Source organism: Confluentibacter sediminis, assembly GCF_003258355.1.
Classification (GTDB): domain Bacteria; phylum Bacteroidota; class Bacteroidia; order Flavobacteriales; family Flavobacteriaceae; genus Confluentibacter; species Confluentibacter sediminis.
Genome location: NZ_QKPO01000001.1, coordinates 186,488 through 211,111, shown reverse-complemented (window position 1 = coordinate 211,111; position 24,624 = coordinate 186,488). Strand labels below are relative to the sequence as shown.

The window sequence follows — 24,624 nt, the reverse complement described above, 5'->3', positions numbered from 1 at the left end:
TCATAAATAATCGTATTTTTACGGCTAATAAAACCAAATCATTGATGGGTAAAATCATTGCAATTGCAAACCAAAAAGGAGGTGTTGGCAAAACAACAACATCTATTAATTTAGCTGCTTCCCTTGGTGTTTTAGAAAAAAAAGTGTTACTTATTGATGCTGACCCTCAAGCAAATGCAACTTCTGGCATAGGAATAGATGTTGAATCTATAGAAATAGGAACATACCAACTTTTAGAACATTCAAATACAGCTAGAGAAGCCGTAATAAAAACCAATACACCTAATTTGGATATTATTCCATCTCATATAGACTTGGTGGCTATTGAAATTGAGCTAGTAGATAAAGAAGAACGTGAGTATATGCTAAAAAAAGCATTGAAAGACATAAAAAACGATTATGATTATATTATCATTGATTGTGCGCCTTCTTTAGGTTTATTAACGCTGAATGCCTTAACAGCAGCAGACGCTGTTATTATCCCTATTCAATGTGAATATTTCGCCCTGGAAGGTTTAGGTAAGTTATTAAATACTATTAAAAGTGTTCAAAAAATACATAATACTGAATTAGACATAGAAGGCTTACTACTTACAATGTATGATGCACGTTTACGACTATCAAACCAAGTTGTTGAAGAGGTTCAAAAACATTTTAATAACATGGTGTTTCAAACCATTATTCAGCGTAACGTAAGATTAAGTGAAGCGCCAAGTTATGGCGAAAACATAATTAATTACGACGCAGCCAGTAAAGGCGCAAGTAATTACTTAAGTTTGGCAAAAGAAATTATTGATAAAAACTCTTAAATTATGGCTAAGGCACTCAAAAAACAAGCTTTAGGCAGAGGTTTGTCCGCTCTTTTAAAAGACCCTAGTAACGACATACAATCTGTTCAAGATAAAAATGCCGATAAAGTAATAGGCAGCATTATTGAATTGGATTTAGATGCTATTGAGGTCAACCCATTTCAGCCAAGAACCAATTTTAGTGAAGAATCGCTTTTAGAATTGGCCTCTTCCATTAGGGAATTAGGCATCATACAGCCTATCACCGTAAGAAAATCAGGTTTTAACAAATACCAATTAGTTTCTGGAGAACGCCGTTTTAGAGCTTCTAAAATTGTTGGATTGGAAACCATTCCTGCTTATATTAGAATTGCTAACGACCAGGAATCGTTGGAAATGGCTTTGGTTGAAAACATTCAACGTCAAGATTTAGATGCTATTGAAATTGCCTTATCCTACCAACGATTAATTGATGAGATTAATTTAACCCAAGAACAAATGAGTGAACGTGTTGGTAAAAAACGTTCAACCATTACCAATTATCTACGTTTACTTAAATTAGATCCCATTATCCAAACAGGCATTCGAGATGGCTTTATTTCCATGGGGCATGGTCGCGCCATTATTAATATTGACGATCAAAAAATTCAGTTAGATATTTACGAAAAAATATTAGAAAAGCAACTATCTGTTAGAGATACCGAAGCCCTTGTTCGCAATTTTAATGTATCTAAAGAAATTGAAATACCATCAAAAAATAGTAGCAATCAAGACATCCCTAATTTCGTAAAAAATGGCATCTCTGTATTCTCTGAATACTTTGGACATAAAATAGACGTTAAAGTTTCTAGCAATGGCAAAGGAAAAATAACCATTCCTTTTCATTCTGAAGAAGATTTTAACCGCTTAAAAAAATTAGTTGAAGGTGCTAAATAGATCGCTAGCAATCTGTGTGTTTTCATGTTTGTTTTGTCTTTCATTGATCGCTCAAGAAAAAGAAAACACAATAATAACTCCAAAAAAAGAGGTTGTTACAGATTCGCTTGTAGTAATTAGTAAACCCATCGACGCATTAGCACCAGCGAAAGCTGCTTTTTATTCGGCAGTCCTGCCTGGTTTAGGACAAGCTTACAACAAACAATATTGGAAAATCCCTATAGTGTATGGTGCTTTAGGAGCCGGTATATACTTTTACACTTCTAATAATAAAGAATACAATAGGTATAGAGATGCTTATAAAAGCAGGTTAGCTGGTTTTAAAAATGATGAATTTTATTTTGATGTAAATGGCAATCAGCTACAAGAGCCAAGAGTAACTACTGATGGTTTACAGCGTGGACAAAAATTTTATAGAAGAAATAAAGACCTGTCCCTGTTAATAACAGTAGGCATTTATGCCTTAAACATAATTGATGCCAATGTAGGTGCCCATTTAATGCAGTACAACATCAACGAAAATCTTTCCTTAGTACCCCATTACTATTTAAATAACATTGATGGAAAAGGTAATACGGGCCTAACTTTAAACTTTAATTTTTAAAAGAAATGAATATTGCTTTACTTGGATACGGAAGAATGGGACAAACCATTGAGCAAATTGCTATAAAACGTGGCCACAAGATAGTATTAAAAGTCGATAAAGACGATACCCATTATGATATTACAAAAGCCGATGTCGCCATAGATTTTAGTATCCCAGATGTCGCTTTTAATAATATTTCCATGTGTTTAAACAATCGAGTTCCTGTTATTTCTGGTACGACGGGTTGGTTGGAAAATTATGAAAAGGCGGTCGCTCTTTGCAAAGAAAAAAAGGGTGCTTTTATTTATGCTTCAAACTACAGCTTGGGTGTTAATATTTTTTTCGAACTTAACAAAGTACTTGCCAAAATGATGAGCAACCTAAACCAATATCATATTTCTTTAGAAGAAATTCATCATACAAAAAAACTGGACGCTCCTAGTGGAACGGCTATTTCTTTAGCTAATGATATTATTTCAAACCATCATGCCTATAAAAATTGGGCATTAGATTCTGGTAATGAAACCATCATTCCAATAAAAGCTAAGCGAATAGAAGACGTTCCTGGGACTCATACTATAACTTATAAAAGTGATGTAGATACCATTACTATGGAGCACATCGCACATAATAGAGATGGTTTTGCTCTTGGTGCTGTTATTGCTGCTGAATGGATTGTTGGAAAAACCGGTATATTTACCATGAGCGATGTGTTAAATATTGGTTAATACCTTACAAAGATGTAACATGCTTATATGACTAAACACTAACTTTATAAATTAAAAATTACGATTATGACGTTAACACAATGGTTTATATTTATTTTAATTATTCAGGTGATACATGGATTTGGCACCTGGAAATTGTACCAAAAAGCAGGTAGACAAGCTTGGGAAGCTTTTGTTCCTGTTTATAATGGTGTCATATTAATGAAAATAATAAACAGACCATGGTGGTGGGTTATCTTATTGTTCTTACCTATAGTGAACCTGATTATGTTTATAGTCGTATGGGTAGAAACCGCTAGAAGTTTTGGAAAAAACCAGCCTATCGATACGTTTCTAGCTATTATAACTTTTGGATTTTATAATTATTATTTGAATTACTTCACCGATGTTGAGCATATAAAGGACAGAAGTTTACACCCAAAATCTAGTTCTGGCGAATGGGCAAGTTCCATTTTATTTGCCATCGTAGCAGCTACTATAGTTCATACTTATTTTATCCAACCCTTTACCATTCCATCATCGTCTTTAGAAAAATCGTTGTTAGTTGGCGACTTCTTATTTGTTAGCAAATTTCATTATGGAGCGAGAGTCCCTATGACAACAGTGGCTGCTCCCATGGTTCATGATACCATTCCGAAATTAAACATAAAATCGTATTTATTTGATGACCACAAAGGAAGTGATTCGTGGATGAACAAATTACAACTCCCTTACTTAAGAATTCCGGGGTTTCAAAAAATAAAGAGAAATGACATAGTCGTGTTCAATCAACCAGCAGATACACTGCTTGATATGAATAATTTTCATCCCGACAGAAATTATTATAAGCCCATCGACAAAAAAACCAATTTGGTAAAACGTTGTGTAGGTATTCCTGGTGATTCCCTTGAAGTGCGTAATGGTTATGTATATATTAATGGCAAACAAAATGTATTACCTGACAGAGCACATTTGCAGTTTAGCTATTTTGTTCAGCCAAAAACAAATGAGTTTAACCCCATGTTTTTGGCTAATAGATATGATATAACGGATAGAATTCAGTATATACCTTCTCAAAGAACTTATTATTTCTCAGCCATTTCGGATGAAGCTTTAAAAACTTTCAAAAACAATCCTAACGTTGTTAGTATTACCCCTATAAAAGCAGAAAAAGGCGAAAGAGACCCAGCTATATTCCCTCATGATCCACAATATAATTGGAATAATGATTTTTTCGGCCCTTTATACATTCCAGAAGCAGGAAAAACCATCGCTCTTAATTTAAAAGTGTTACCTCTTTACAAACGTGCTATTTCAGAATATGAAGGTAATACATTGCAAGTAAAAGGCAATCAAATATATATTAATGGTCAAGTAGCAACTAGTTATACCTTTAAACAAGATTATTATTGGATGATGGGAGACAATCGCCATAATTCTTTAGATGCGAGAGCTTGGGGCTTAGTCCCATTTACCCATGTCGTTGGAAAACCTGTGTTCATTTGGTTTAGTTGGAATAGTTTCGGACAAGGATTTAACAAAATTCGTTGGGAACGTTTGTTCACAACTGTGAATGGTAGTGGAAAAGCCACCTCTTTTTTCATACCTTTTTTAGTAGTGTTATTTGGTTTTATTGGTTTTAATAAATGGAGAGCTAGAAAGAAATAGTTGATTTGTTTATTTGTTGATATAACGGTTGAAAATGTACACTTATAGTTTTAAAAAATTAGAAGTTTGGGTTGAAGCAAAAAAGCTTTCAAAAGATATTTATACCGTTACCAGTAAATTTTCACCTGACGAAAAATTTGGTTCAATTTCTCACTTAATAAGAATTTCATTTCTATTTGTTTAAATAAAAACGGAAGGTTCTGCGTGATAAACCAATAAAGATAAATCCCATGTCACAATTATGGCTTTTAGCTCTGCTGTTGAAGTTTTAAGTCAAAATATAGTTTCTTATGAAATAGATTCTTTAATTTAAAAGAATATACTGCTTTAAGAGAACAAATTGAAAGTATAACTAATATGAATGCGTTAAAAAAGTATCGAATAAACAAATAAACGCATCAACAAATGAACATTATATTACATCCAACATACTTTCCAAACATCGCACATTTTGTGGCTATAGTAAATGCTGAAGAAGTCGTGTTTGAGGTGGATGACAATTTTTTAAAACAAACCTATAGAAATCGCACATACATTTACGGAGCGAATGGAAAGTTAGCTTTAAACATTCCGGTAATCCATACTCAAAAAAATCGCCAGAAATATAAAGACGTTAAAATTTTTAATGAAGAAAAATGGCAAGACCACCATTGGAAATCATTACTCTCAGCATATAGAACCTCTCCTTTTTTTGAATATTATGAAGATGAACTTTTGCCTCTATTTCAAGAAAAAACAAATTATATATTAGATTTTAATGTTAAGTGTTTTGAAACTATCTGTGAGTGCCTACAATTTGAACTAAACACATCAAAAACAGAAGTTTATCAAAAAGAAATCGAAAACATAGAAGATTTCAGGTTTCTAGTAAATGCTAAAAAAGAGTTTTTAAAACCGTTTGACAGGTACAATCAAGTATTTCAAGAAAAACATGGCTTTATAAATAATTTAAGTATTTTGGACTTACTCTTTAATGAAGGCCCAAACGCATTGAATTATTTAGAATCCCAAATAATATCACCTCTATAATGTTACAGACGTTTGCTCATTACGGATGCCATTTATTTTTGCCTCTTTTTGTAGCTTTGATTTGGTATAAATCACAATGGAAACGTGCGTTTTTAATTATGCTGGCAGGTATTTTAATTGATTTAGACCACTTATTGGCTTCACCGATTTTCGATCCTAACAGATGCAGTGTTGGCTTTCACCCGCTTCACTCCTACTTTGCTATCACCTTTTATTTATTTCTTTTAATTCCAAAAAAATCTAGATTAGTAGCTTTAGGCTTAGTAATTCATATCATAGCCGATTTGGTAGATTGTGCTTTTATGTAAAAAGTCAATTAATTCTCCAAACTCAACTTCGTCATAATTGGATAATGATCGGAATAGTGCTCATTATAAGTCTTAAATCCGTTCACAGAAAATGCTTCATCTGCAAGCATAAAGTCGATTCTAACAGGGAAAAATTTAAAATCGTATGTCCGCCCAAATCCATTTCCAGCTTCAATAAACGTATCGTTTAAATCACCTTTAATTTTTCTATATACATAAGAGTAAGCTGTATTGTTAAAATCACCCGAAATAATCATTTTGTATCTACACTTTTGTTTGTGCGCTAAAAACAATTCTGTTTGACTTTCCTGCATTTTAAAAGTAGAGCCTACTCGGTTAAAAAGATGCGAAGTGGTTTCTTGTTTGAGTTTTTCCACATTCGGATCAATTTTTAAAGATTGAAGATGAATATTATAAATTCTAATGGTGTCTTTGCCTTTAACAACATCGGCAAATATGGCATTATTAGCCGTATTTGGAAAATCCAAAGACCCAGAATTAATGATCGGATATTGAGAAAAAATAACTTGTCCACTTTTTAATTTCTTCCCAGATAGCTTTTCATACTTATACTTAAAAAAAGAAAAATCTATATTGGGATTAGGATGATAATCTTGAATATTTAAAATATCTGGTGCTTCCTTTTTAATAAATTCAGCAATTTTAATTTCAATATTTTTTTTGGGAATCCATTCATATAAATTAAATAACCTTACGTTATAATTCATCACTTTAATGTTGTTGGCATGCTCTACGTTTCTAGAAGATGAAAACTTATATAAAGAGCCATAAGTAACGTAACCAATTAAAAGCACACTTAAGGATAGTAAGAGTTGTTTTTTTAATCTAAACAACCAGTACATAAAAAATACAACATTCACTAAAATAAGGACGGAAACGCCTAAACTCAGTACCGAAAGAACAAAAAAAGCCTTTGGCTTTAAATAAGGTAAAATATAAGATAGCAATAGTAATATAGCCCCAATGACATTTAAAACAAATATAATTTTATCAATAAGGCTTAGTTTTTTCATAACCTATTTGCCAGCTCTAAACAAAAATTCCTTTTCTTCTGCAGTTAAACTATCATAACCACTTTTACTGATTTTATCTAAAATAACATCAATTTTCTTTTGATGATTAAACTCATCAAAATCAGCTTTAGTATAACCACCTACTTTACTTTTGTTTTTATGAACTGTTTTTAAAGGCGATTTTTTTGAAAAACTAAAAAAACTAATGCAAGCATCCATAAATTTGCCAAACCCTCTTCCTATATCATTCCCTTTTAAATATTGCTTAGCATACATATACCCCAGCAATGCACCACCTAAATGCGCCAAATTACCCCCCGAATTAACTCCAAAAACCCCTATGACATCAAAAACGATGATGGCTAGACCAAAATACCATAATTTTATATTGATTGTAAAAAAACGAATATCTTTATTGGGCATGTAGGCACAAAGAAAGATAAGTAAGGCTCTTACAGAAGCAGATGCACCGACTAAATACGACTTCCCGAAAATACTGGGAAATAAATTGTACCCTAACATAAAAAGCCAGCCGCCACAAATAGCTCCTAAAAAATAGACGTTTAATGCCAGTTTTGGACTAAATAAATTTAAAAACCACTGTCCAATAATATACAACCAAAGCATATTAAAAAGAATATGCAAAAAATCGTAATGTATAAAAGCATAGGTAATAATAGACCAAGGTTTTAAAATAAATGCTCCGAAATCACTTGGCAATTCTAACCAACGCAAACTAATCCCACTTGAATACCCTAATATTTGTGATAAAACAAAACCAAAAAGAAAAACAACCACATTAACAACTATGATTTTTTCTAGCACATTAAGGCGAGCCAACTTATACTTGAGGTCTTGAGAAAGTGATGTCATTTTAATTCCAACGGTTTTTATTAAATTGATTTTTTTTCCAATACCACATAATTAAAAATCCTGTTAATGCACCACCAACATGCGCCATATATGCTGTATTACTTGGGCTGAAAAAAGACTGACCAGTAACCCCTGAAATTAAATCTAAAATTATAATCCCTGGAATAAAATATTTAGCTTTTATAGGAATGGGCAAAAAAATCATCATGAGTTCCGCATTGGGATTCATCATACCAAACGCTGCCAAAATACCCATAATACAACCAGAGGCACCTACCATGCTATTTCTAGCTATAACATTCATGTCAAATAATGACTTAAATGCATTACCATCTATTAAATCTGGATTAAAATTATATGACTTTAAAATTGGCAACATTTGTTTGCTTAAGATTTCTCCTTTTATATATTGACCATCACTAGCATCAATTGAAACTATTTTTCTCAACATTTCACTATTAATACCCAAATCTGCGATACCTCTATAAGCACTATAAAATTCATAATAATAATATCCAACTTGTAATGCAACTGCTCCCAATCCTGCAGAAAAATATATAAATAAGAATTTTTTACTTCCTAAAACATTTTCAACAGGCGTACCAAACATCCATAAAGCAAACATATTAAATAAAATGTGGGTAACACCGCCATGCATAAACATATGAGTCATTATTTGCCAATAACGAAATGATTCATTTTCCGGGAAATGCATTGCAAACAAATCATAAAAAATACCATTCCCAATACTCAAAGTACCCACAAACATAATCACATTAATGATTATTAAATGCTTAACGGTTTCTGAAATCCTCATCATAATCTATATAAATTTTTTATCCAATTCATCAACGCTCATGGTAATAAACGTTGCTTTATTATTGGGTGATACATTAGGCTCTTTACATGCAAATAAGCTGTTTACCAAATGCTCTTGTTCATCTTTTTTAAGGGATTGTCCGCGTTTGATAGCTAAACTTTTCGCCATGGATTTTGCCAATAAATCGGTGGCACTAAAATTACTATCTGGCACTTCATTTTCCACATCACTTATTAAATACTCTAAAATACTAATAACTTCTTTCTCTGGAATATTTACAGGCAAGCCTATGATTTCAACACCTTCGTTATGAATATTTGAAAATACAAAACCGGCATGTTCCAAATCGTCTTTTAACTGTTTAATAATCTCTATATCTTTTGTTGAAAAATGAAGTTCTAACGGAAACAATAACTGCTGACTCATCCCTTCTTTTATAGTCATACACTTGAGAAAATCTTCATATAAAATACGCTGATGTGCTCGATACTGATCTAAAATAAGCATTCCAGATTTAATGGTGCTCACGATGTATTTATTATGAAGCTGATAGGTTGTCTGAGCCTGTTCTACTTGTGTATCATTATCAAAAATAGATTCGCTCGATTCTTCGCTTTCAAAATGAACTTCACTAAATTCTTGTTTAAAACTGTTTCCTTTAGATTCCAATCCCACATACAAACTATCCCAATGATTCGACGTTTCGTTTTTAAAAGTTGTAGTGTGTTGTCTGCTAGAATTACCACTTTCTTTAAATGGATTAAAACTTCTATCCACCTCAATAACAGGTGTATTGGCATGTATGTTTTTATAACTATATGGTGTATCTAAATTAGGATCATGTTCAAAATCAAGTACTGGAGCGATATTAAACTGACCTAAACTATGTTTTACCGCCGATCGTAACAAGGCGTACAATGTATGCTCATCATCAAATTTAATTTCTGTTTTAGTAGGATGAATATTGATATCTATTGTTTGCGGATTTACGGTTAAATATAAAAAATAACTAGGATGTACTCCGTTTTTTAATAAGCCATCAAATGCAGAGGAAATAGCATGATTTAAATAACCACTTTTTATAAATCTATCATTCACAAAAAAGTATTGTTCACCTCTGGTTTTCTTAGAAAATTCGGGTTTGCCTACAAAGCCTGATATTTTTAAAACCTCGGTGTTTTCTTCAACAGGCACCAATTTTTCATTGGTTTTATTACCGAATATATTAACAATACGCTGCCTGTAATTACCTGGTGGAAGATTAAAAACATCGCTTCCATTATTATAAAATGAAAATGAAATATTGGGATGCGCCAACGCCACCCGATGAAATTCATCCATAACATGACGCAATTCTACGGTATTTGATTTTAAAAAATTACGTCGAGCTGGAATATTAAAAAATAAATTTTTCACCGCAATGGAGGTCCCTTTTGGAGTAACCACCACATCTTGGGACACCATAGTACTTCCCTCTATAATAATAACATTACCAACCTCATCATTTTCTTGTTTGGTTTTTAATTCTACGTGGGCAATAGCAGCAATACTTGCCAATGCTTCTCCACGAAATCCTTTAGTATGAAGCTGAAATAAATCGTCTGCTGTACGGATTTTAGAAGTCGCATGACGCTCAAAACTCAGTCGGGCATCGGTAGTACTCATCCCCTTTCCATTATCAATGACTTGAACAAGGGTTTTTCCTGAATCTTTTATTATAAGTTTAATAAGAGTAGCCTCAGCATCAATAGCGTTTTCCAAAAGCTCCTTAACAACAGAAGCTGGACGTTGTACAACCTCTCCAGCAGCAATTTGGTTAGCCACATGATCTGGCAAAAGCTGTATAATGTCTGCCATGTATTACTTTGAAAAGAAAATAGATAAATCGAACCCAATGATAAAAAGACATATAAGAAGCAGAATGGCTGCAATAATCAATATACGTCTATTAGCGTCTTTATCTGGGTTTGTTTTAAAATCATCTATTGCATTATTAAATTTGGTTTTCAGTCCGTTATTACTTCCTACCGTTTTTCTAAAATCGTCAAATTTATGTTTAATCTCAAAAGGATTGCCTTCTCCTTTATCATCAAAATAACGAGGTGTATAACTGAATTTTTTGTTTTTACGTAATTTCAAAAGTCCCATAATTACTTAGTTTTTAAGTTACATGTATTTTTTTTCCAATACATACATACAAATCAATAATAATACCAAAATCAATATGAGTATTCGCATTGACATGCCTGCTTTTACTTTACGTTTATTCAAATGGCTATCATGCTTCCATTTAGAAATAAAATCTCTTGATTTAGAAGTGTCCTCCAGATTGGCATCTGAATCTGTTTCTCTAGAAAATCTAGGTTTATAATTGAACGATTTATTCTTACGCTGATTAAACAAAATAATTGGATTGCTAACTCATCAAAAATACTTAAAAATAGGTAGAAACTAAGAAAGGAATTGCTAAAAATTGTTAACAGTTGTTTTAAAGCTATTTAGTGTCAAAGTTACAGAGTTGCCAAGTACAGGGTTAAAGAACGGCACAATTTAAAAGTTATAAAGTAAAATTCTGAAAAGTAAAAAAAGCTTAGAGACGTTTAATAATTGTTACTTTAAGCCTTCAAATTATTTTCACTTTGTATCTCAGAAACTTTTTAAGCTTAGTCACTTCGATTATTTGCCTCTTAGAAACTAAGCAACTTATGTCTCTAACTATTCTTGCTTAGAAAAGCCATTTTTATAGCAGCAATGGCAGCTTCTGTACCTTTATTGCCATGTTTACCACCAGAACGGTCTATGGCTTGTTGCAGCGTATTATCTGTAAGTACACAAAAAATAACGGGCGTATCGTGTAATATATTTAAATCTTTTATGCCTTGGGTAACGCCTTCACATACAAAATCGAAATGCTTGGTTTCGCCTTGAATAACACTACCTATGGCAATGACAGCATCTACTTTTTGTTCCTGCATCTTTTTACAACCATAAATAAGTTCAAAACTACCAGGAACATCCCATTTTATAATATTGTTTTGTAAAACACCGTTTTCAATTAAGGCATTATATGCCCCTTGAAATAATCCTTCGGTAATGGAGTCATTCCATTCTGAAACAACAATCCCAAACCGAAAACCTTTCGCATTTGGGATTGTTGATTTATCGTAATCGGATAAGTTTTTATTAGCTGTTGCCATATTATTTGTTTGCCAACACTTGTGCTTTTCCTATAAACACATCAATAGTAGCTGCTTCTGTAGAATTAGGAAATTCATCTTTAATTTTTTGAAAATGACTTAATGCTTTATCAGCTTTTCCAAGTTCTAAAGCAATGGTACCTGCTTTGTATAAATACATAGGTGCTGTGTACCCATTTGTTCTCATATTGGCTGCCTGCTCGTAATAATCCAAAGCATCTTCTGGCTGATTTAATTGTACAAAGGCATCACCAATATTTCCTTTTGCTAACGGTGCCAATATTTCATCATCACTTTTAAAATCACTTAAATGCTCTACTGCTTTTTTATAATCTTTCAATCTTAAATAAGCTGTTCCTGCACAATAATTAGCTAAATTGGCTGCTGGAGTACCATTGTATTCTTTTATAATATCTAGGAAACCATATTTACCTTCACCCCCATTTAATGCCAAATTGAATAAAGAATCTTTTTCTACACCATTTATTGCTTCATTAAAATATTTTTGGGCTTGAAACATTTCATTCATGGCTTCTACTTGTTTTGGTTTAGCGATATATTCTTTATATCCTAGATATCCCAATACAATTGCTGCAACAAGACCAATTATAATAAAAATGAATTTTTGGTTTTTTTCAACAAATGCTTCTGTTCTTGAAGCCGATTGATCAAGTGTATTAAAAACCTCTGCTGTTGTAGAACCCTCTTCAATATTGTGTTCTATCTCTTCCTTTGTTCTTGGTTTATTTCCTTTTTTACTATAAGTTGCCATGTATTGTATTTTAATGCGCCGCAAAAATATAATTTTTCTTCATAACTAAAAGGGTATTTATTTGATATTTTTCAATAATTTGCAGTTCTTTTTACGAGTTTGCACTCCAAACACCCTATAAGTTGTTATTTATATGATTTTAAAATCGCTTTCACTTCTTAATTATAAAAATTTTGATAGCAAATCATTTGTCTTTAATGACAAAATAAACTGTATTGTAGGTAATAATGGGATAGGGAAAACCAATGTTTTAGATGCTATTTATCATTTATCCTTCGGAAAAAGCTATTTTAATCCTGTAGCCACTCAAAATATTAAACACGACGAAGATTTTTTTGTAATAAATGGAGATTATCATAAAAATGATACTACAGAAAAAGTCGTTGTTAGTTTAAAACGTGGACAAAAAAAAGTAATAAAGCGCAACGGAAAAATATATGAGAAATTTAGCGACCATATTGGTTTGCTGCCCTTAGTTATTATTTCGCCAGCCGATAGAGACCTTATTATTGAAGGTAGTGAAACTCGTCGAAAATTTATTGATAGCGTGATTTCACAAAGCGATAAAGCTTATTTAACAGACTTAATTAAATACACTAAAGTATTGGCTCAACGCAATGCTTTATTAAAGTATTTTGCTTTAAACCATACCTTTAATGCCGACACGATTGCTGTATATAACACACAATTAACCGAGTATGGCACTCGGATTTTTGAAAAGCGTGATGCTTTTTTAAAGGCATTTATCCCCGTTTTTAAAGCACGCTATAAAGTAATAAGTAACGAGAATGAAGTGGTAGAATTAACTTATGAAAGCGATTTGTTTGAAAACAACCTAAACGTTCTTTTACAAAAGAACATTCATAAAGATAAAGCCCTACAATATACCAATGTAGGCATTCATAAAGACGATTTAAGTTTTAACATTGAGGAACATCCCATTAAAAAATTCGGAAGCCAAGGACAGCAAAAATCGTTTTTAATTGCTTTAAAACTGGCACAATTCGATTTTATAAAAGCTCAAAGTGGTGTCAATCCTATTCTATTATTAGATGATATTTTTGATAAATTAGATGAAAATCGTGTCTCACAAATCATTAAGTTAGTCAACGATGAGCATTTTGGTCAGCTTTTTATTAGCGACACCCATGCCGAACGCACAGAACAGGTTATAAAACAAGTGCATCAATCTTATGAAATGTTTAAATTGTAATCATTAATAATTGAATGGATTTAAAAACACATTACAATATACTGTATACCGATTCCATTAGAAAAATCAGGAATGATGATTATGAGATTGACCCTCTAATTAACTCGTCTTCAGATAACAGATTTGGAATAACCCTCCTTATAAGACCACCAGATGACATTAAAAATAACATTCAAAAATTTTTAAATGAATTTAAATCTATAGACCCGAAACAATATTATTATCAAAATTCAGATATCCATATTACCGTAATGTCTATCATTTCGTGCTATGATGGATTTGAGTTAGAGCGTATAAATATTTCAGAATACATTGATGTAATATCAAAGAGCTTAACTAAAAACCCTAAAATTAACATTGATTTTAAAGGTATTACGGCATCAACCTCTTGCATCATGATTCAAGGCTTTATGAATAACGAGTCTTTAAATATTATTAGAAATAATTTAAGAAAGAACTTTAAAAACAGTAACTTACAACAAAGTATAGACAAGCGGTATTCCATACAAACGGCGCATACTACAGTTATTAGATTTCAGGAAAAATTAAAGAATAAATCAGACTTTTTAAACGCAATTGAAGCCTACAAAAATTATGAGTTTGGTTCTTTTGAAGTAAATGAGTTAGAATTGGTTTATAATGATTGGTATCAAAAAGAGAAACTTGTAAAGAAATTACATGAATTCAATATCTAAACTATAGTTTGTTAGATTCTAAATAAAAACAATGGCAAAACGCAATAACGAACATATTAGCATTGCAGATGCACTCAAAGAATTTGTTGAAACCAACAAATTAGAAACGGGTTTAAATAAAGTAAACGTTGCAGATGCTTGGGCGAACTTAATGGGTAATGGGGTTAATAACTACACAACCTCTGTACAATTAGAACGCGACATTCTTTATATACAATTGAGTTCCAGCGTACTTCGTGAAGAACTAAGCTACGGTAAAGAAAAAATTATTAGCATGCTAAATGAAGAGCTTGGAAAGCCCATAATTAAAAAATTAGTGCTACGATAATGAAAATCAATAAATTAAATAAAAAATATAAAACAAAAAATCACTAGTTATTCCCAATTATAATACTATCTTTGGCACTTAATTTTTTATATTTATAACAATGAGTAAAGGTACCGTAAAATTCTTCAACGATTCTAAAGGTTTTGGATTCATCACTGAAGATGGCAACAACAAAGAACATTTTGTACACATTTCTGGATTAGTAGATGAAATTCGTGAGGGTGATGCAGTAGAATTCGATTTACAAGAAGGTAAAAAAGGTCTAAATGCAGTAAACGTAAAAGTAATCTAATATATACTTTAACAATTTACAATGTAAAAGCCTGTCAATTAATTGATAGGCTTTTTTGTTGGTTCAATAACTTTTTCTATTATATTTGTTACAATAACAAATATAATATTTTTAATATGAGTAAAGGAACAGTAAAATTCTTTAATGATTCTAAAGGTTTTGGATTCATTGTTGAAGAAGGTTCGAAAAAAGAGCATTTTGTTCACATTTCTGGATTAGTTGACGAGATTCGCGAAGGCGATACCGTTGAATTTGATTTACAGGAAGGTAGAAAAGGTTTAAACGCAGTAAACGTAAAAGTCATCTAATATATATCTATTATCTATTATTTTAACTTTTGAGAAATTTAAAAGCCTGCTAAATTTAGCAGGCTTTTTAATATAAATAATTCTATAAATGTTTTTAAAACATCTCTCTACCTGAAAAATGAAAAGCCCCTTCAATAGCAGCATTATCATCACTATCACTACCATGCACTGCATTTTCACCTAAAGAAGCCGCATACATTTTACGTATAGTACCCTCGGCAGCATCCGCAGGATTTGTAGCACCAATCAAGGTTCTAAAGTCTTCAACAGCATTGTCTTTTTCTAAAATAGCAGCTACAATAGGGCCACGAGTCATATACTCAACCAATTCACCAAAAAACGGGCGATCTTTATGAATTCCATAAAAAGTTTCTGCATCGGCCTTTGTCATTCGTGTTAATTTCATTGCTACAATTTTAAATCCAGAAGCTGAAATTTTTTCAAGTATCGCACCAATATGCCCTTTTTCAACAGCATCTGGCTTTAGCATAGTAAATGTTCTATTTGTTGCCATTTTTTTATTTTAAATTTATTCCGTTTTTTTAATAATTTGATAAATACGTTTTCATGAGATAACAAAAATAAATTTTCAGAAAACAGACTCACAAACTTCTTTTAATTTTGGTGCAAAAGTAACATATTTCTTAATAAAACAAGCCTTTCCAATTTTAAAAAAATTGTATATTCGCTTCCTATGACACAGCAAGACATTAACGATATTAAACAATTATTAGGCTCTCCAAAAAAAATTGTTATTGTTCCACATAAAAACCCAGATGGTGATGCCGTGGGTTCTACACTTGGTTTATATAATTATCTTAAAAAATTCAATCATAAAGTTACTGTCATTACACCTAACGATTATCCGGATTTTTTAAAATGGCTACCAAGTGAAAATACTGTTTTAAAACACGATTATCAAACTAAAGAATCCAATGTTTTAATACAAAATGCCGACATTATTTTTACTTTAGATTTTAATGCACTGCATAGAGCCGGTAATATGGAAACTGTTTTGGGCGAAAGTAAAGCCATTAAAATCATGATAGACCATCATCAAGCACCAGATGACTATGCTGCTTATATGTTTTCCGATGTTAGCATGAGTTCTACTTGTGAAATGGTATATCATTTTATAGATATGTTGGGAGATATCCACAAGGTTGATACAGATATTGCTACCTGTTTATATGTTGGTATTATGACAGATACTGGCTCATTTAGGTTTTCCTGTACAACAAGTAATACCCATCGCATAGTGGCCAACCTCATTGATAAGGGTGCCAACAATTCGCAAATTCATAACGATGTTTATGACACCAATACTTATGAAAAACTTCAGCTTTTGGGTTGTGCACTTAGTAATTTAAAGACAATACCAGAATCCCGAACAGCTTATATCACCTTATCTCAAGAAGAATTGAATACATATAATTATAAAAAAGGAGATACTGAAGGGATTGTTAATTACGGCCTGTCATTGAAAAACATTGTACTAGCCGCTATTTTTATAGAAGACAAGCAAGAAGGTATTATCAAAATATCATTACGCTCTAAAGGACATTTTTCTGTTAATGAGTTTTCCAGATCTCATTTTGAAGGAGGCGGTCATACAAATGCAGCGGGTGGCAAAAGCCATTTATCTTTAAAAGATACTGTTGGAAAATTTATTAGTATATTGCCTGATTATAATAAAGCCCTAAATAATGAATAAATTTCTAACCCTAACCCTACTGTTTTTGGCTATTATTAGCTGTAAAACACCAGAAGCCAGAAGACCTGTTTCTGTAAAAACAGGCTCGTTTATTGATGCTTCTGTGGAAAGAAATAAAAAGTTAAACGCTAAAGAACAAGCCACCATTAAAAAATTAATGGCAAAAGAAAAGAAAGATTACATTGCTTCTAAAAGTGGTTTTTGGTACTATTACAATACGAAAGTTGATATTGATTCGCTAAAAACACCAGAGTTTGGTGATATTATTAAATATGATTACGATGTTAAAACCTTAAATGGTTCTGTAATCTATTCCAAAGATGATATTAAAAAGAAGACCTATGCCATGGACCGTGAAGAATTATTTACCGGACTTAGGGAAGGGTTAAAACTTATGAAAACAGGAGAAACCGTTACCTTTCTGTTTCCATCTCAAAAAGCCTATGGCTATTATGGTGATGAAAATAAAATTGGAACCAATATCCCTTTAATATGCAAAGTTACTGTTCATTCAATTAGTGAAAATCAATCCCATTAATTTATGAAAGTCTTTAAACAGGTTATCAGTTTATCTTTAATATTTATCCTGAGTTTTTCATCGTGTAAAGCTCAGTATCCTGATTTAGAAGATGGTATTTATGCTGAGTTTGTGACTACAAAAGGCACCATGGTTGCTAAATTGTTTTATGATAAAACTCCCATAACCGTGGCCAATTTTGTATCCCTTGCCGAAGGAACTAACACCATGGTTGATAAAGAGTATAAAGATAAAAAATTCTATAATGGTACTATTTTCCATCGTATTAAGAATAATTTCATGATTCAAGGTGGTGATCCCCTAGGTACTGGATTGGGTAATCCTGGCTATAGGTTTAATGATGAATTTTATGCAGATTTAAAACACAATAAACCGGGAATGTTATCTATGGCCAATTCAGGTATTAACAGTAATGGCAGTCAATTTTTTATAACCGAAAATGCCACGCCGTATTTAGATAATGTGCATACTGTATTTGGGGAACTTCTTTTAGGTTTAGATGTTTTAGATTCTATTTCAAATGTGAAGACAGATGCTAACGATAAACCTTTAGACGATGTTGTTCTAAAAGAATTGAATATTATAAGAAAAGGTAAAGACGCTAAATCTTTTGATGCTCCAAAAATTTTTAAAAACCATTTTGCTGAAATTGAACGTTTAGCTAAAGAGAAAGCTGAAAAAGAGAAGCTGATTTTAAAAGCCACAAACGATAAATTTCAAAAACAAAAAGAAAAAGCGATAATTTTACCTTCTGGCTTACAGTATATCATAACAGAAAAAGGTACTGAAGAAGCATTCAAGGACACTGATAAAATTTTAATGAATTATAGTGTTTATTTTGAAGATGGCAAACTTCTTGGAACTAGTAAAATAGAAACCGCAGAAGCACTTGATGCGGTTAACCAACGTCAAAAAGCAGCCAATGGTTACAAACCTATTATTGCTGAAATTGGTCCGGATGCGAAACTGATTCCAGGATTAAAAGAAGGCATCAAACAATTACATGTGGGTGACAAAGCGACTTTGTTTATCCCTTATCATTTAGCTTATGGTGACAGTGGAAATAGAGATGTTCCTCCAAAAACCAATATTATTTTTGAAGTTGAAATTTTAGAAATTTTGAAATAAGAATCTATGTATTTATTAAAATTTGATTGGAATCCGATATCGTCTATTAACATTGTAGGCAACTTTAATCTACACTTTTACAGCCTTATGTGGGTTGTCGCTTTCATTTTAGGTTGGTACATTATGAAGCGTATTTTCACCAAAGAAAATATAAACTTAGACTATTTAGACCCGCTTTTTATATACACTGTTTTAGCAACTATGATTGGGGCGCGTTTAGGCCATGTGTTGTTTTACCAATCAGAACTTATTTCAGAAGATTTTTTTAGTATTTTCTTGCCATTCAGTTTCAAAAACGGTATTGAATTTACTGGTTTTCAAGGACTAGCAAGCCATGGTGCTGCTATAGGCATTATTATTGGCATGTATTTATACCGAAGAAAATATAAATACAAATCCTTGCTTTGGATATTAGACAGAGTTGTCATTTCGGTGGCATCTGGTGCTGTTTTTATTAGAATCGGAAATTTTATTAATTCTGAGATCATAGGTAAAGTAACTGATTCAGACCTCGGTGTTCGTTTTATTCAAGATTATTATAATAAATACGAAATCGTTAAATTAACAGGAATCAATGACATCCAAAAAGCTTATAATGCCATTACGGAAAACCCACAATTTGCTAGTTTGTTAGAGGCCGTTCCATATAGACATCCCGCTCAATTATATGAATCATTCTGCTATATTTTTGTGTTTTTAATATTATGGTTTGTATACTCCAAAACCTCAAAAAGAGACCAAACTGGATTTTTATTTGGTTTATTTTTAATTTTACTTTGGACCATTCGCTTCTTTGTAGAGTTTGTTAAAGAACCTCAAGGTGATGAATATATCAATTGGTTTGGATTGAACACCGGCCAATGGTTAAGCATCCCTTTCATTATAATTGGTCTTTATTTCATGTTTGTTTATAAACCAAAAGTTCCAGTAGCATAGATATGTGGTTAAAAAAATATATTGTTATTTATTTAGGCTTGGGAGTGCTATTCCTAAGCACGTCATCTTGCAAAGAAGAGAAAAAATCTGTTAAGCAAACAGAAGTTACTTTCAATAAGGAAGGCGAACTTACGATATTCAAAATTACTACAGATTCCACTAAAATTAAACTCGACATTGAAATCGCCGATACAGATTACGATATTCAAACGGGGTTAATGTACAGAAACTCCATGAAAACAAATCAAGGTATGTTATTTGTTTTTGATGATGTTACTGAGCGCTATTTCTATATGAAAAACACACAAATTCCTTTAGATATTATCTATTTAGATGCCGACAAGAAAATTGTGAGCTATCAAAAAAATGCAAAGCCTTTTGATGAAACCTCTTTACCATCAAATGTTCCTGCTAAATATGTTTTAGAAGTTAATGCTGGGTTGGTAGATACTTGGCAACTTAAGGAAGGTGATAGTATTTTCTATAAATAAGATGACCCTATCGCTTTAATACAAAGACTTTAGTTTAAAACACTTGCATTCACTTAAATACCTGTATTTTTTCCATATATAATTAGAATCAAGGTTATAAATGTTAATTTTTAAAACATTTTATCGAATATATACGCATTTAATCGTTATTCATGTAAAACTTATTAGTTTTGAATATCACATAAAGTACTTATTATAAGCTGATTATTAATTATCATAACATATTAAAAAAGCAATAGAAGCAACAACCTATGAAAATAGTCATTAGCACAACAGTATTTATATTATTTACGCTATCTATGTTCGGTCAACGTATTGTTTTTCCTGGGCAAAATCAGTTATACCGTTTTCTTGAAGACCCCTCTTACATATCAAGTAATGGCGAATATAATATGACCGGATTACTACAAGTATCAGATTCAGATATCGCTCAAACCTCCCAATACTTAGCGGCTCAATTATCCTTTTTTGATAATATTGCGTTTGGTGTAGATTATTCTAGACATAGCTTTGATTCTTATCGTTATTCCCATATTCTTTTTTCTAGCCGCGTACGATTGGGATTAGGAAGCGAGTTTCATTTTTTTAACCTAGGTTTTTCTATAGGTCCTGACAAGTCTAATCAAGTTGGCTCTGCAATAGAAAATAACATTACGACATCATATCGTTTAGCTGGGCATTACACCAATTTCAACCTTACTATTGGAGGATTTTTGAATCGCTACCAGCTTCAAAACGAGTCATTAATAAACAATAACACGCAAATCCCCACAACAACAGATGGCTATTCCATCTATGCATCTTATCATATAACCCTTTCAGATAATCTTCGATTAACACCTACAGTAAGATATAATTCCTATGACGATTTATCTTTTGTTGAAGGTATTGCTATGTTTAACTATAAAGGTAAGGTTGAGATGGCTATTTCATATAAAAATGATTATTCCATAAATCCGGAATTAAGTGCCAGAATATTCAAAAGAATTAAATTAAGTTATTCTTTTGAAAAGTCGATGGGTGCACAAAATTTTAATGATGTACATGCATTAGGCCTTTCAGTTAATTTAGGCTCTAAAGAAACTGATGCCCCTGAATGGTTAGCGAATGTGAAGAAAAAAAACACCAAAATTCAAAGTATTAAAAAGAAGAAAACCGAAGCCGTTGAACCTGTAGTAACAGAAAATCATTTGGATGAAGAAAAAGTTGAAGACATTAAAGAAGAATTACATGATGACAGTGTAGTCGTTGCTAAGACAGACCTTATCAAACCAATGAGTCAAGATGATCCAGAAGACACCTTAGACAATCATTTAAAACCAGGAAATTATATTGTATTGGGTAGTTTTAAAGTATTAGAAAATGCAACCAAAGAAGTTGAAAGGCTAAAACGTAAAGGCTATTATGCCAGAATTGGTAAAAAGAATGCCACAGATGATTTCAATTATGTATATGTTGATAGATATACAGATAGAAACGTTGCATTAGAGAGAATTAAAGAAATCCAGAAGCAAAAAGGCCTAGAAAAAACATGGGTACTTTCTATTGAATAATAGCTTTAAAAGCTATTAAAACAATGTGATTTGACCTTCTCCTCCAACTTTAAAATCATCTTCGTCATCCTCTTTTTTGGTTGGAACATCACTATTCTTAGATGTTATTTCGGTTGAAATATTGTCGTCGTCAGTAAAGGTTTCTTCATCAACAACTTCAATTTCATCGGCATGTACTTCTTCTGGAGCTTCGTATGCTAAAGGTTCTAATAAATTAATTTGTTTTATTTTTTCAGTGGTAAGCTGATTTCCAATAGCTTTAATGCCTTTTATGGCAATAAAATCTTCAAGATTTACAATTTCGTTATCTTTTGGATCTTTACCTTTTTGTTTGGCATAAATAACTTCTGCCATAGGTCGACAATCTGTAGAAACAATTTCTAATTGTGACTTGTCGTGGTCTGAAATAAAAACCTCTTCTTTATTTTCATTTTCAATTAAAAAACGCTTTACATAATAGCGTTCTTTTTCTCCATCATAATAAATAGCGGAAATTGGTTTTTTAGGAATCCATTTTTCCAGAACGATCATGTCGTCATCAAAATGTGCCGTAATTTCAGGAATAATGGTTTTAACAACACCTGACTGATTGATAATAAGAATGCGGTCTTCTCCTCTAAACTCTCCAATCAACTCACCTCTACCATCTACATTTAAACGTTGCACAGCATCATCAAACCAAATTTTCCTAGGTTTTAAAGTCGATAATCCTTTCTCTTTAAGTTCCACTTTCTTAATAGGATACTTAGTTACCAAATTACCTTTTGAGCCCCTTCCTTTAATAAGAATATCTGAAAAATCAATATCCCACTTTAATTTTTTTATACTGCCTGCTTGACGCAACAAAATGGTAATAACCTCTGCTTCACCATTATGATTAGCTGAAAAATATAAAACAGTCGATAATTTATTACCGTTGGTTAAATCGTATTCTTTGTCTCTGGTTATGCCTGTTACTGCAAAACGTTTTATATAAGAGGGACCACCTTTGCCATCTCTATAAATCATGTTATAAATGGTTCTGTTGTCCTTTTTATTAAAAACATCGACGTGAATAATGTCTTTACCTACAAAAGTTTTAGCATCTACTTTTGTTACCATCATTTTACCTTCGCCTGTAAATACAATAATATCGTCTATATCGCTACAATCGCATACATATTCGTCTTTTTTAAGCGACATTCCCACAAAACCTTCTGCCCTATTGACATATAATTTCGTGTTACGAATAACAACTTTAGTCGCATCTACATCATCAAATGCTCTAATTTCTGTTTTACGTTCACGACCTTCTCCATAATCTTTTTTAAGTCTTGTAAAATAAGTTACAGCGTATTCAATAAGATTGGCTAAATGATGTTTAATTTCTGCGATTTGATCTTCTAAAGCCTCAATTTTCTGTTGTGCTTTGTCAATATCAAATTTAGAAATACGTTTGATTCTAATTTCTGTTAAACGTACAATGTCCTCTTCGGTTATGGCACGTTTTAAATGTTTTATATGTGGCTGAAGTCCTTTGTCGATGGCACGAATAACACCTTCCCAGGTCTCTTCCTCCTCAATGTCACGGTAAATTCTTTTTTCAATAAAAATCCGTTCCAAGGAAGCAAAATGCCATTGTTCTTCTAGCTCGTCCAGCTTTATTTCTAAATCACTTTTTAAAAGCTGAACGGTGTTATCGGTTGAACGACGCAACATTTCGGTAACACCAATAAACAATGGTTTATTATCTTCAATAACACAGCCTAACGGCGATATAGACGTTTCGCAACTTGTAAAAGCATACAGGGCATCAATCGTTTTATCTGGTGAAATCCCTGCAGGTAAATGCACCAAAATTTCAACATCGGCAGCCGTGTTGTCTTCTATTTTTTTAATTTTTATTTTGCCTTTGTCGTTGGCCTTTAAAATAGAGTCTATTAAAGTAGTTGTATTGGTTCCAAAAGGAATTTCGGTAATAACAAGCGTGTATTTATCCAACTGGGATATTTTAGCCCGGACCCGAACGCGACCACCTCGCAAACCATCATTATAATTTGAGAAATCGGCAATTCCAGCCGTCGGAAAATCCGGTAATATTGTAAACCGTTTTCCTCTTAAATGCTTTATGGAAGCATCAATAAGTTCTATAAAATTGTGGGGTAATATTTTTGTTGAAAGCCCCACCGCAATACCTTCACCTCCTTGAGCAAGAAGCAAAGGGAACATGACCGGTAAATTTACAGGCTCTTTACGCCTACCGTCATAAGATGCTTGCCATTCGGTGATTTTAGGATTGTAAACAACATCTAAAGCAAATTTTGATAAACGTGCTTCAATATAACGTGATGCTGCTGCACTATCACCTGTTAAGATATTTCCCCAGTTTCCTTGGGTGTCTATCAACAAATCTTTTTGACCAATTTGTACCATAGCATCGGCAATACTAGCATCTCCATGGGGATGGTATTGCATAGTATGCCCTACAATATTGGCCACCTTGTTGTAACGCCCATCATCCAAATCTTTCATAGAATGCATGATGCGGCGTTGTACAGGTTTAAAACCGTCTTCTATAGCTGGGACAGCACGTTCTAAAATAACGTAAGATGCATAATCTAAAAACCAATCTTTATACATTCCCGTAATTCGGGTAATGGTTTCTTTAGGTTCGTCTTGTTCGTTAATTAAATCGTTACCGTCTTCAATCATTAATTTTTACTATATTTTT

General features: G+C 32.3%; 28 protein-coding genes. 18 read left to right on the top strand and 10 right to left on the bottom strand.

The window, feature by feature from the left end; translation table 11 throughout:
• Positions 1 to 44: 44 nt before the first annotated feature.
• The 7 genes from DKT72_RS01080 (at position 45) to DKT72_RS01045 (ending at position 6,022) form a co-directional block, all read left to right on the top strand.
• Positions 45 to 809: a ParA family protein gene (locus DKT72_RS01080; protein WP_111306866.1), complete on the top strand. Its 765-nt coding sequence runs from the start codon at positions 45 to 47 to the stop codon at positions 807 to 809.
• Between the two features lie 3 nt (positions 810 to 812).
• The gene (locus DKT72_RS01075; protein WP_111306865.1) at positions 813 to 1,724 is read left to right on the top strand and encodes a ParB/RepB/Spo0J family partition protein; all 912 of its coding nucleotides are present in this window, start codon (positions 813 to 815) and stop codon (positions 1,722 to 1,724) included.
• Positions 1,714 to 2,328 (top strand): DUF5683 domain-containing protein, encoded by a 615-nt coding sequence (locus DKT72_RS01070; protein ID WP_111307040.1) that lies wholly within the window; start codon positions 1,714 to 1,716, stop codon positions 2,326 to 2,328. Before DKT72_RS01075 ends, DKT72_RS01070 begins: the two co-directional genes overlap by 11 nt.
• A 5-nt stretch (positions 2,329 to 2,333) precedes the next feature.
• Positions 2,334 to 3,038, top strand: coding sequence for a 4-hydroxy-tetrahydrodipicolinate reductase (dapB, locus tag DKT72_RS01065; protein ID WP_111306864.1), 705 nt, complete (start codon positions 2,334 to 2,336; stop codon positions 3,036 to 3,038).
• 66 nt (positions 3,039 to 3,104) lie between these two features.
• Positions 3,105 to 4,685 (top strand): signal peptidase I, encoded by a 1,581-nt coding sequence (lepB, locus tag DKT72_RS01060; protein WP_111306863.1) that lies wholly within the window; start codon positions 3,105 to 3,107, stop codon positions 4,683 to 4,685.
• A 405-nt stretch (positions 4,686 to 5,090) separates the two neighbouring features.
• On the top strand, positions 5,091 to 5,714 hold the full coding sequence (locus DKT72_RS01050; protein ID WP_111306862.1) for a WbqC family protein: 624 nt from the start codon (positions 5,091 to 5,093) through the stop codon (positions 5,712 to 5,714).
• The gene (locus DKT72_RS01045; RefSeq protein ID WP_111306861.1) at positions 5,714 to 6,022 is read left to right on the top strand and encodes a DUF6122 family protein; all 309 of its coding nucleotides are present in this window, start codon (positions 5,714 to 5,716) and stop codon (positions 6,020 to 6,022) included. The genes DKT72_RS01050 and DKT72_RS01045 overlap by 1 nt, the downstream gene beginning before the upstream one ends.
• A gap of 8 nt (positions 6,023 to 6,030) precedes the next feature.
• Here DKT72_RS01045 and DKT72_RS01040 read toward each other — a convergent pair whose 3' ends face one another.
• From DKT72_RS01040 to DKT72_RS01005, 8 genes are all read right to left on the bottom strand, one after another.
• Positions 6,031 to 7,056 carry an endonuclease/exonuclease/phosphatase family protein gene (locus DKT72_RS01040; RefSeq protein WP_111306860.1) on the bottom strand — a complete coding sequence of 342 codons (1,026 nt, stop codon included), beginning with the start codon at positions 7,054 to 7,056 and terminating at the stop codon, positions 6,031 to 6,033.
• A 3-nt stretch (positions 7,057 to 7,059) separates the two neighbouring features.
• Positions 7,060 to 7,929: a rhomboid family intramembrane serine protease gene (locus DKT72_RS01035; protein ID WP_111306859.1), complete on the bottom strand. Its 870-nt coding sequence runs from the start codon at positions 7,927 to 7,929 to the stop codon at positions 7,060 to 7,062.
• Between the two features lies 1 nt (position 7,930).
• A complete protein-coding gene (locus tag DKT72_RS01030) occupies positions 7,931 to 8,749 on the bottom strand; it encodes a rhomboid family intramembrane serine protease (protein ID WP_111306858.1) in 819 nt (272 codons plus the stop codon).
• Positions 8,750 to 8,752: 3 nt separating this feature from the next.
• Positions 8,753 to 10,606, bottom strand: coding sequence for a DNA mismatch repair endonuclease MutL (mutL, locus tag DKT72_RS01025; RefSeq protein WP_111306857.1), 1,854 nt, complete (start codon positions 10,604 to 10,606; stop codon positions 8,753 to 8,755).
• 3 nt (positions 10,607 to 10,609) lie between these two features.
• Positions 10,610 to 10,897: a riboflavin synthase subunit beta gene (locus DKT72_RS01020; RefSeq protein ID WP_111306856.1), complete on the bottom strand. Its 288-nt coding sequence runs from the start codon at positions 10,895 to 10,897 to the stop codon at positions 10,610 to 10,612.
• Between the two features lie 18 nt (positions 10,898 to 10,915).
• On the bottom strand, positions 10,916 to 11,152 hold the full coding sequence (locus DKT72_RS01015) for a hypothetical protein (protein ID WP_111306855.1): 237 nt from the start codon (positions 11,150 to 11,152) through the stop codon (positions 10,916 to 10,918).
• 308 nt (positions 11,153 to 11,460) lie between these two features.
• Positions 11,461 to 11,946: a 6,7-dimethyl-8-ribityllumazine synthase gene (ribH, locus tag DKT72_RS01010; protein ID WP_111306854.1), complete on the bottom strand. Its 486-nt coding sequence runs from the start codon at positions 11,944 to 11,946 to the stop codon at positions 11,461 to 11,463.
• A gap of 1 nt (position 11,947) precedes the next feature.
• Positions 11,948 to 12,718, bottom strand: coding sequence for a tetratricopeptide repeat protein (locus DKT72_RS01005; protein ID WP_111306853.1), 771 nt, complete (start codon positions 12,716 to 12,718; stop codon positions 11,948 to 11,950).
• A gap of 133 nt (positions 12,719 to 12,851) precedes the next feature.
• On the opposite strand from DKT72_RS01005, the gene recF reads away from it, so the two are divergent.
• The 5 genes from recF (at position 12,852) to DKT72_RS00980 (ending at position 15,554) form a co-directional block, all read left to right on the top strand.
• Positions 12,852 to 13,931 (top strand): DNA replication/repair protein RecF, encoded by a 1,080-nt coding sequence (gene recF, locus DKT72_RS01000; RefSeq protein WP_111306852.1) that lies wholly within the window; start codon positions 12,852 to 12,854, stop codon positions 13,929 to 13,931.
• Between the two features lie 14 nt (positions 13,932 to 13,945).
• Positions 13,946 to 14,626, top strand: a complete 681-nt coding sequence (locus DKT72_RS00995; RefSeq protein ID WP_111306851.1) for a 2'-5' RNA ligase family protein — start codon at positions 13,946 to 13,948, stop codon at positions 14,624 to 14,626.
• Positions 14,627 to 14,657: 31 nt separating this feature from the next.
• Positions 14,658 to 14,954, top strand: coding sequence for a DciA family protein (locus tag DKT72_RS00990; protein ID WP_111306850.1), 297 nt, complete (start codon positions 14,658 to 14,660; stop codon positions 14,952 to 14,954).
• Positions 14,955 to 15,054: 100 nt separating this feature from the next.
• Positions 15,055 to 15,246, top strand: a complete 192-nt coding sequence (locus DKT72_RS00985; RefSeq protein WP_111306849.1) for a cold-shock protein — start codon at positions 15,055 to 15,057, stop codon at positions 15,244 to 15,246.
• A gap of 116 nt (positions 15,247 to 15,362) precedes the next feature.
• A complete protein-coding gene (locus DKT72_RS00980; RefSeq protein WP_111306848.1) occupies positions 15,363 to 15,554 on the top strand; it encodes a cold-shock protein in 192 nt (63 codons plus the stop codon).
• 94 nt (positions 15,555 to 15,648) lie between these two features.
• On the opposite strand, the gene DKT72_RS00975 is transcribed toward DKT72_RS00980, so the two are convergent.
• Positions 15,649 to 16,068 carry a nucleoside-diphosphate kinase gene (locus DKT72_RS00975; RefSeq protein ID WP_111306847.1) on the bottom strand — a complete coding sequence of 140 codons (420 nt, stop codon included), beginning with the start codon at positions 16,066 to 16,068 and terminating at the stop codon, positions 15,649 to 15,651.
• Positions 16,069 to 16,248: 180 nt separating this feature from the next.
• On the opposite strand from DKT72_RS00975, the gene DKT72_RS00970 reads away from it, so the two are divergent.
• From DKT72_RS00970 to DKT72_RS00945, 6 genes are all read left to right on the top strand, one after another.
• On the top strand, positions 16,249 to 17,268 hold the full coding sequence (locus DKT72_RS00970) for a DHH family phosphoesterase (protein WP_111306846.1): 1,020 nt from the start codon (positions 16,249 to 16,251) through the stop codon (positions 17,266 to 17,268).
• A complete protein-coding gene (gldI, locus tag DKT72_RS00965) occupies positions 17,261 to 17,806 on the top strand; it encodes a gliding motility-associated peptidyl-prolyl isomerase GldI (RefSeq protein WP_111306845.1) in 546 nt (181 codons plus the stop codon). The genes DKT72_RS00970 and gldI overlap by 8 nt, the downstream gene beginning before the upstream one ends.
• Positions 17,807 to 17,809: 3 nt before the next feature.
• Positions 17,810 to 18,934 (top strand): peptidylprolyl isomerase, encoded by a 1,125-nt coding sequence (locus DKT72_RS00960; protein ID WP_111306844.1) that lies wholly within the window; start codon positions 17,810 to 17,812, stop codon positions 18,932 to 18,934.
• A gap of 6 nt (positions 18,935 to 18,940) precedes the next feature.
• Entirely contained in the window at positions 18,941 to 19,870 is a 930-nt protein-coding gene (lgt, locus tag DKT72_RS00955) for a prolipoprotein diacylglyceryl transferase (protein WP_111306843.1), read from the top strand.
• A 2-nt stretch (positions 19,871 to 19,872) separates the two neighbouring features.
• Positions 19,873 to 20,361, top strand: coding sequence for a DUF192 domain-containing protein (locus DKT72_RS00950; RefSeq protein WP_111306842.1), 489 nt, complete (start codon positions 19,873 to 19,875; stop codon positions 20,359 to 20,361).
• A gap of 251 nt (positions 20,362 to 20,612) precedes the next feature.
• The gene (locus DKT72_RS00945) at positions 20,613 to 21,914 is read left to right on the top strand and encodes a PorP/SprF family type IX secretion system membrane protein (protein ID WP_111306841.1); all 1,302 of its coding nucleotides are present in this window, start codon (positions 20,613 to 20,615) and stop codon (positions 21,912 to 21,914) included.
• Positions 21,915 to 21,929: 15 nt separating this feature from the next.
• On the opposite strand, the gene DKT72_RS00940 is transcribed toward DKT72_RS00945, so the two are convergent.
• Positions 21,930 to 24,605 carry a DNA gyrase/topoisomerase IV subunit A gene (locus tag DKT72_RS00940; RefSeq protein WP_111306840.1) on the bottom strand — a complete coding sequence of 892 codons (2,676 nt, stop codon included), beginning with the start codon at positions 24,603 to 24,605 and terminating at the stop codon, positions 21,930 to 21,932.
• Positions 24,606 to 24,624: the final 19 nt, after the last annotated feature.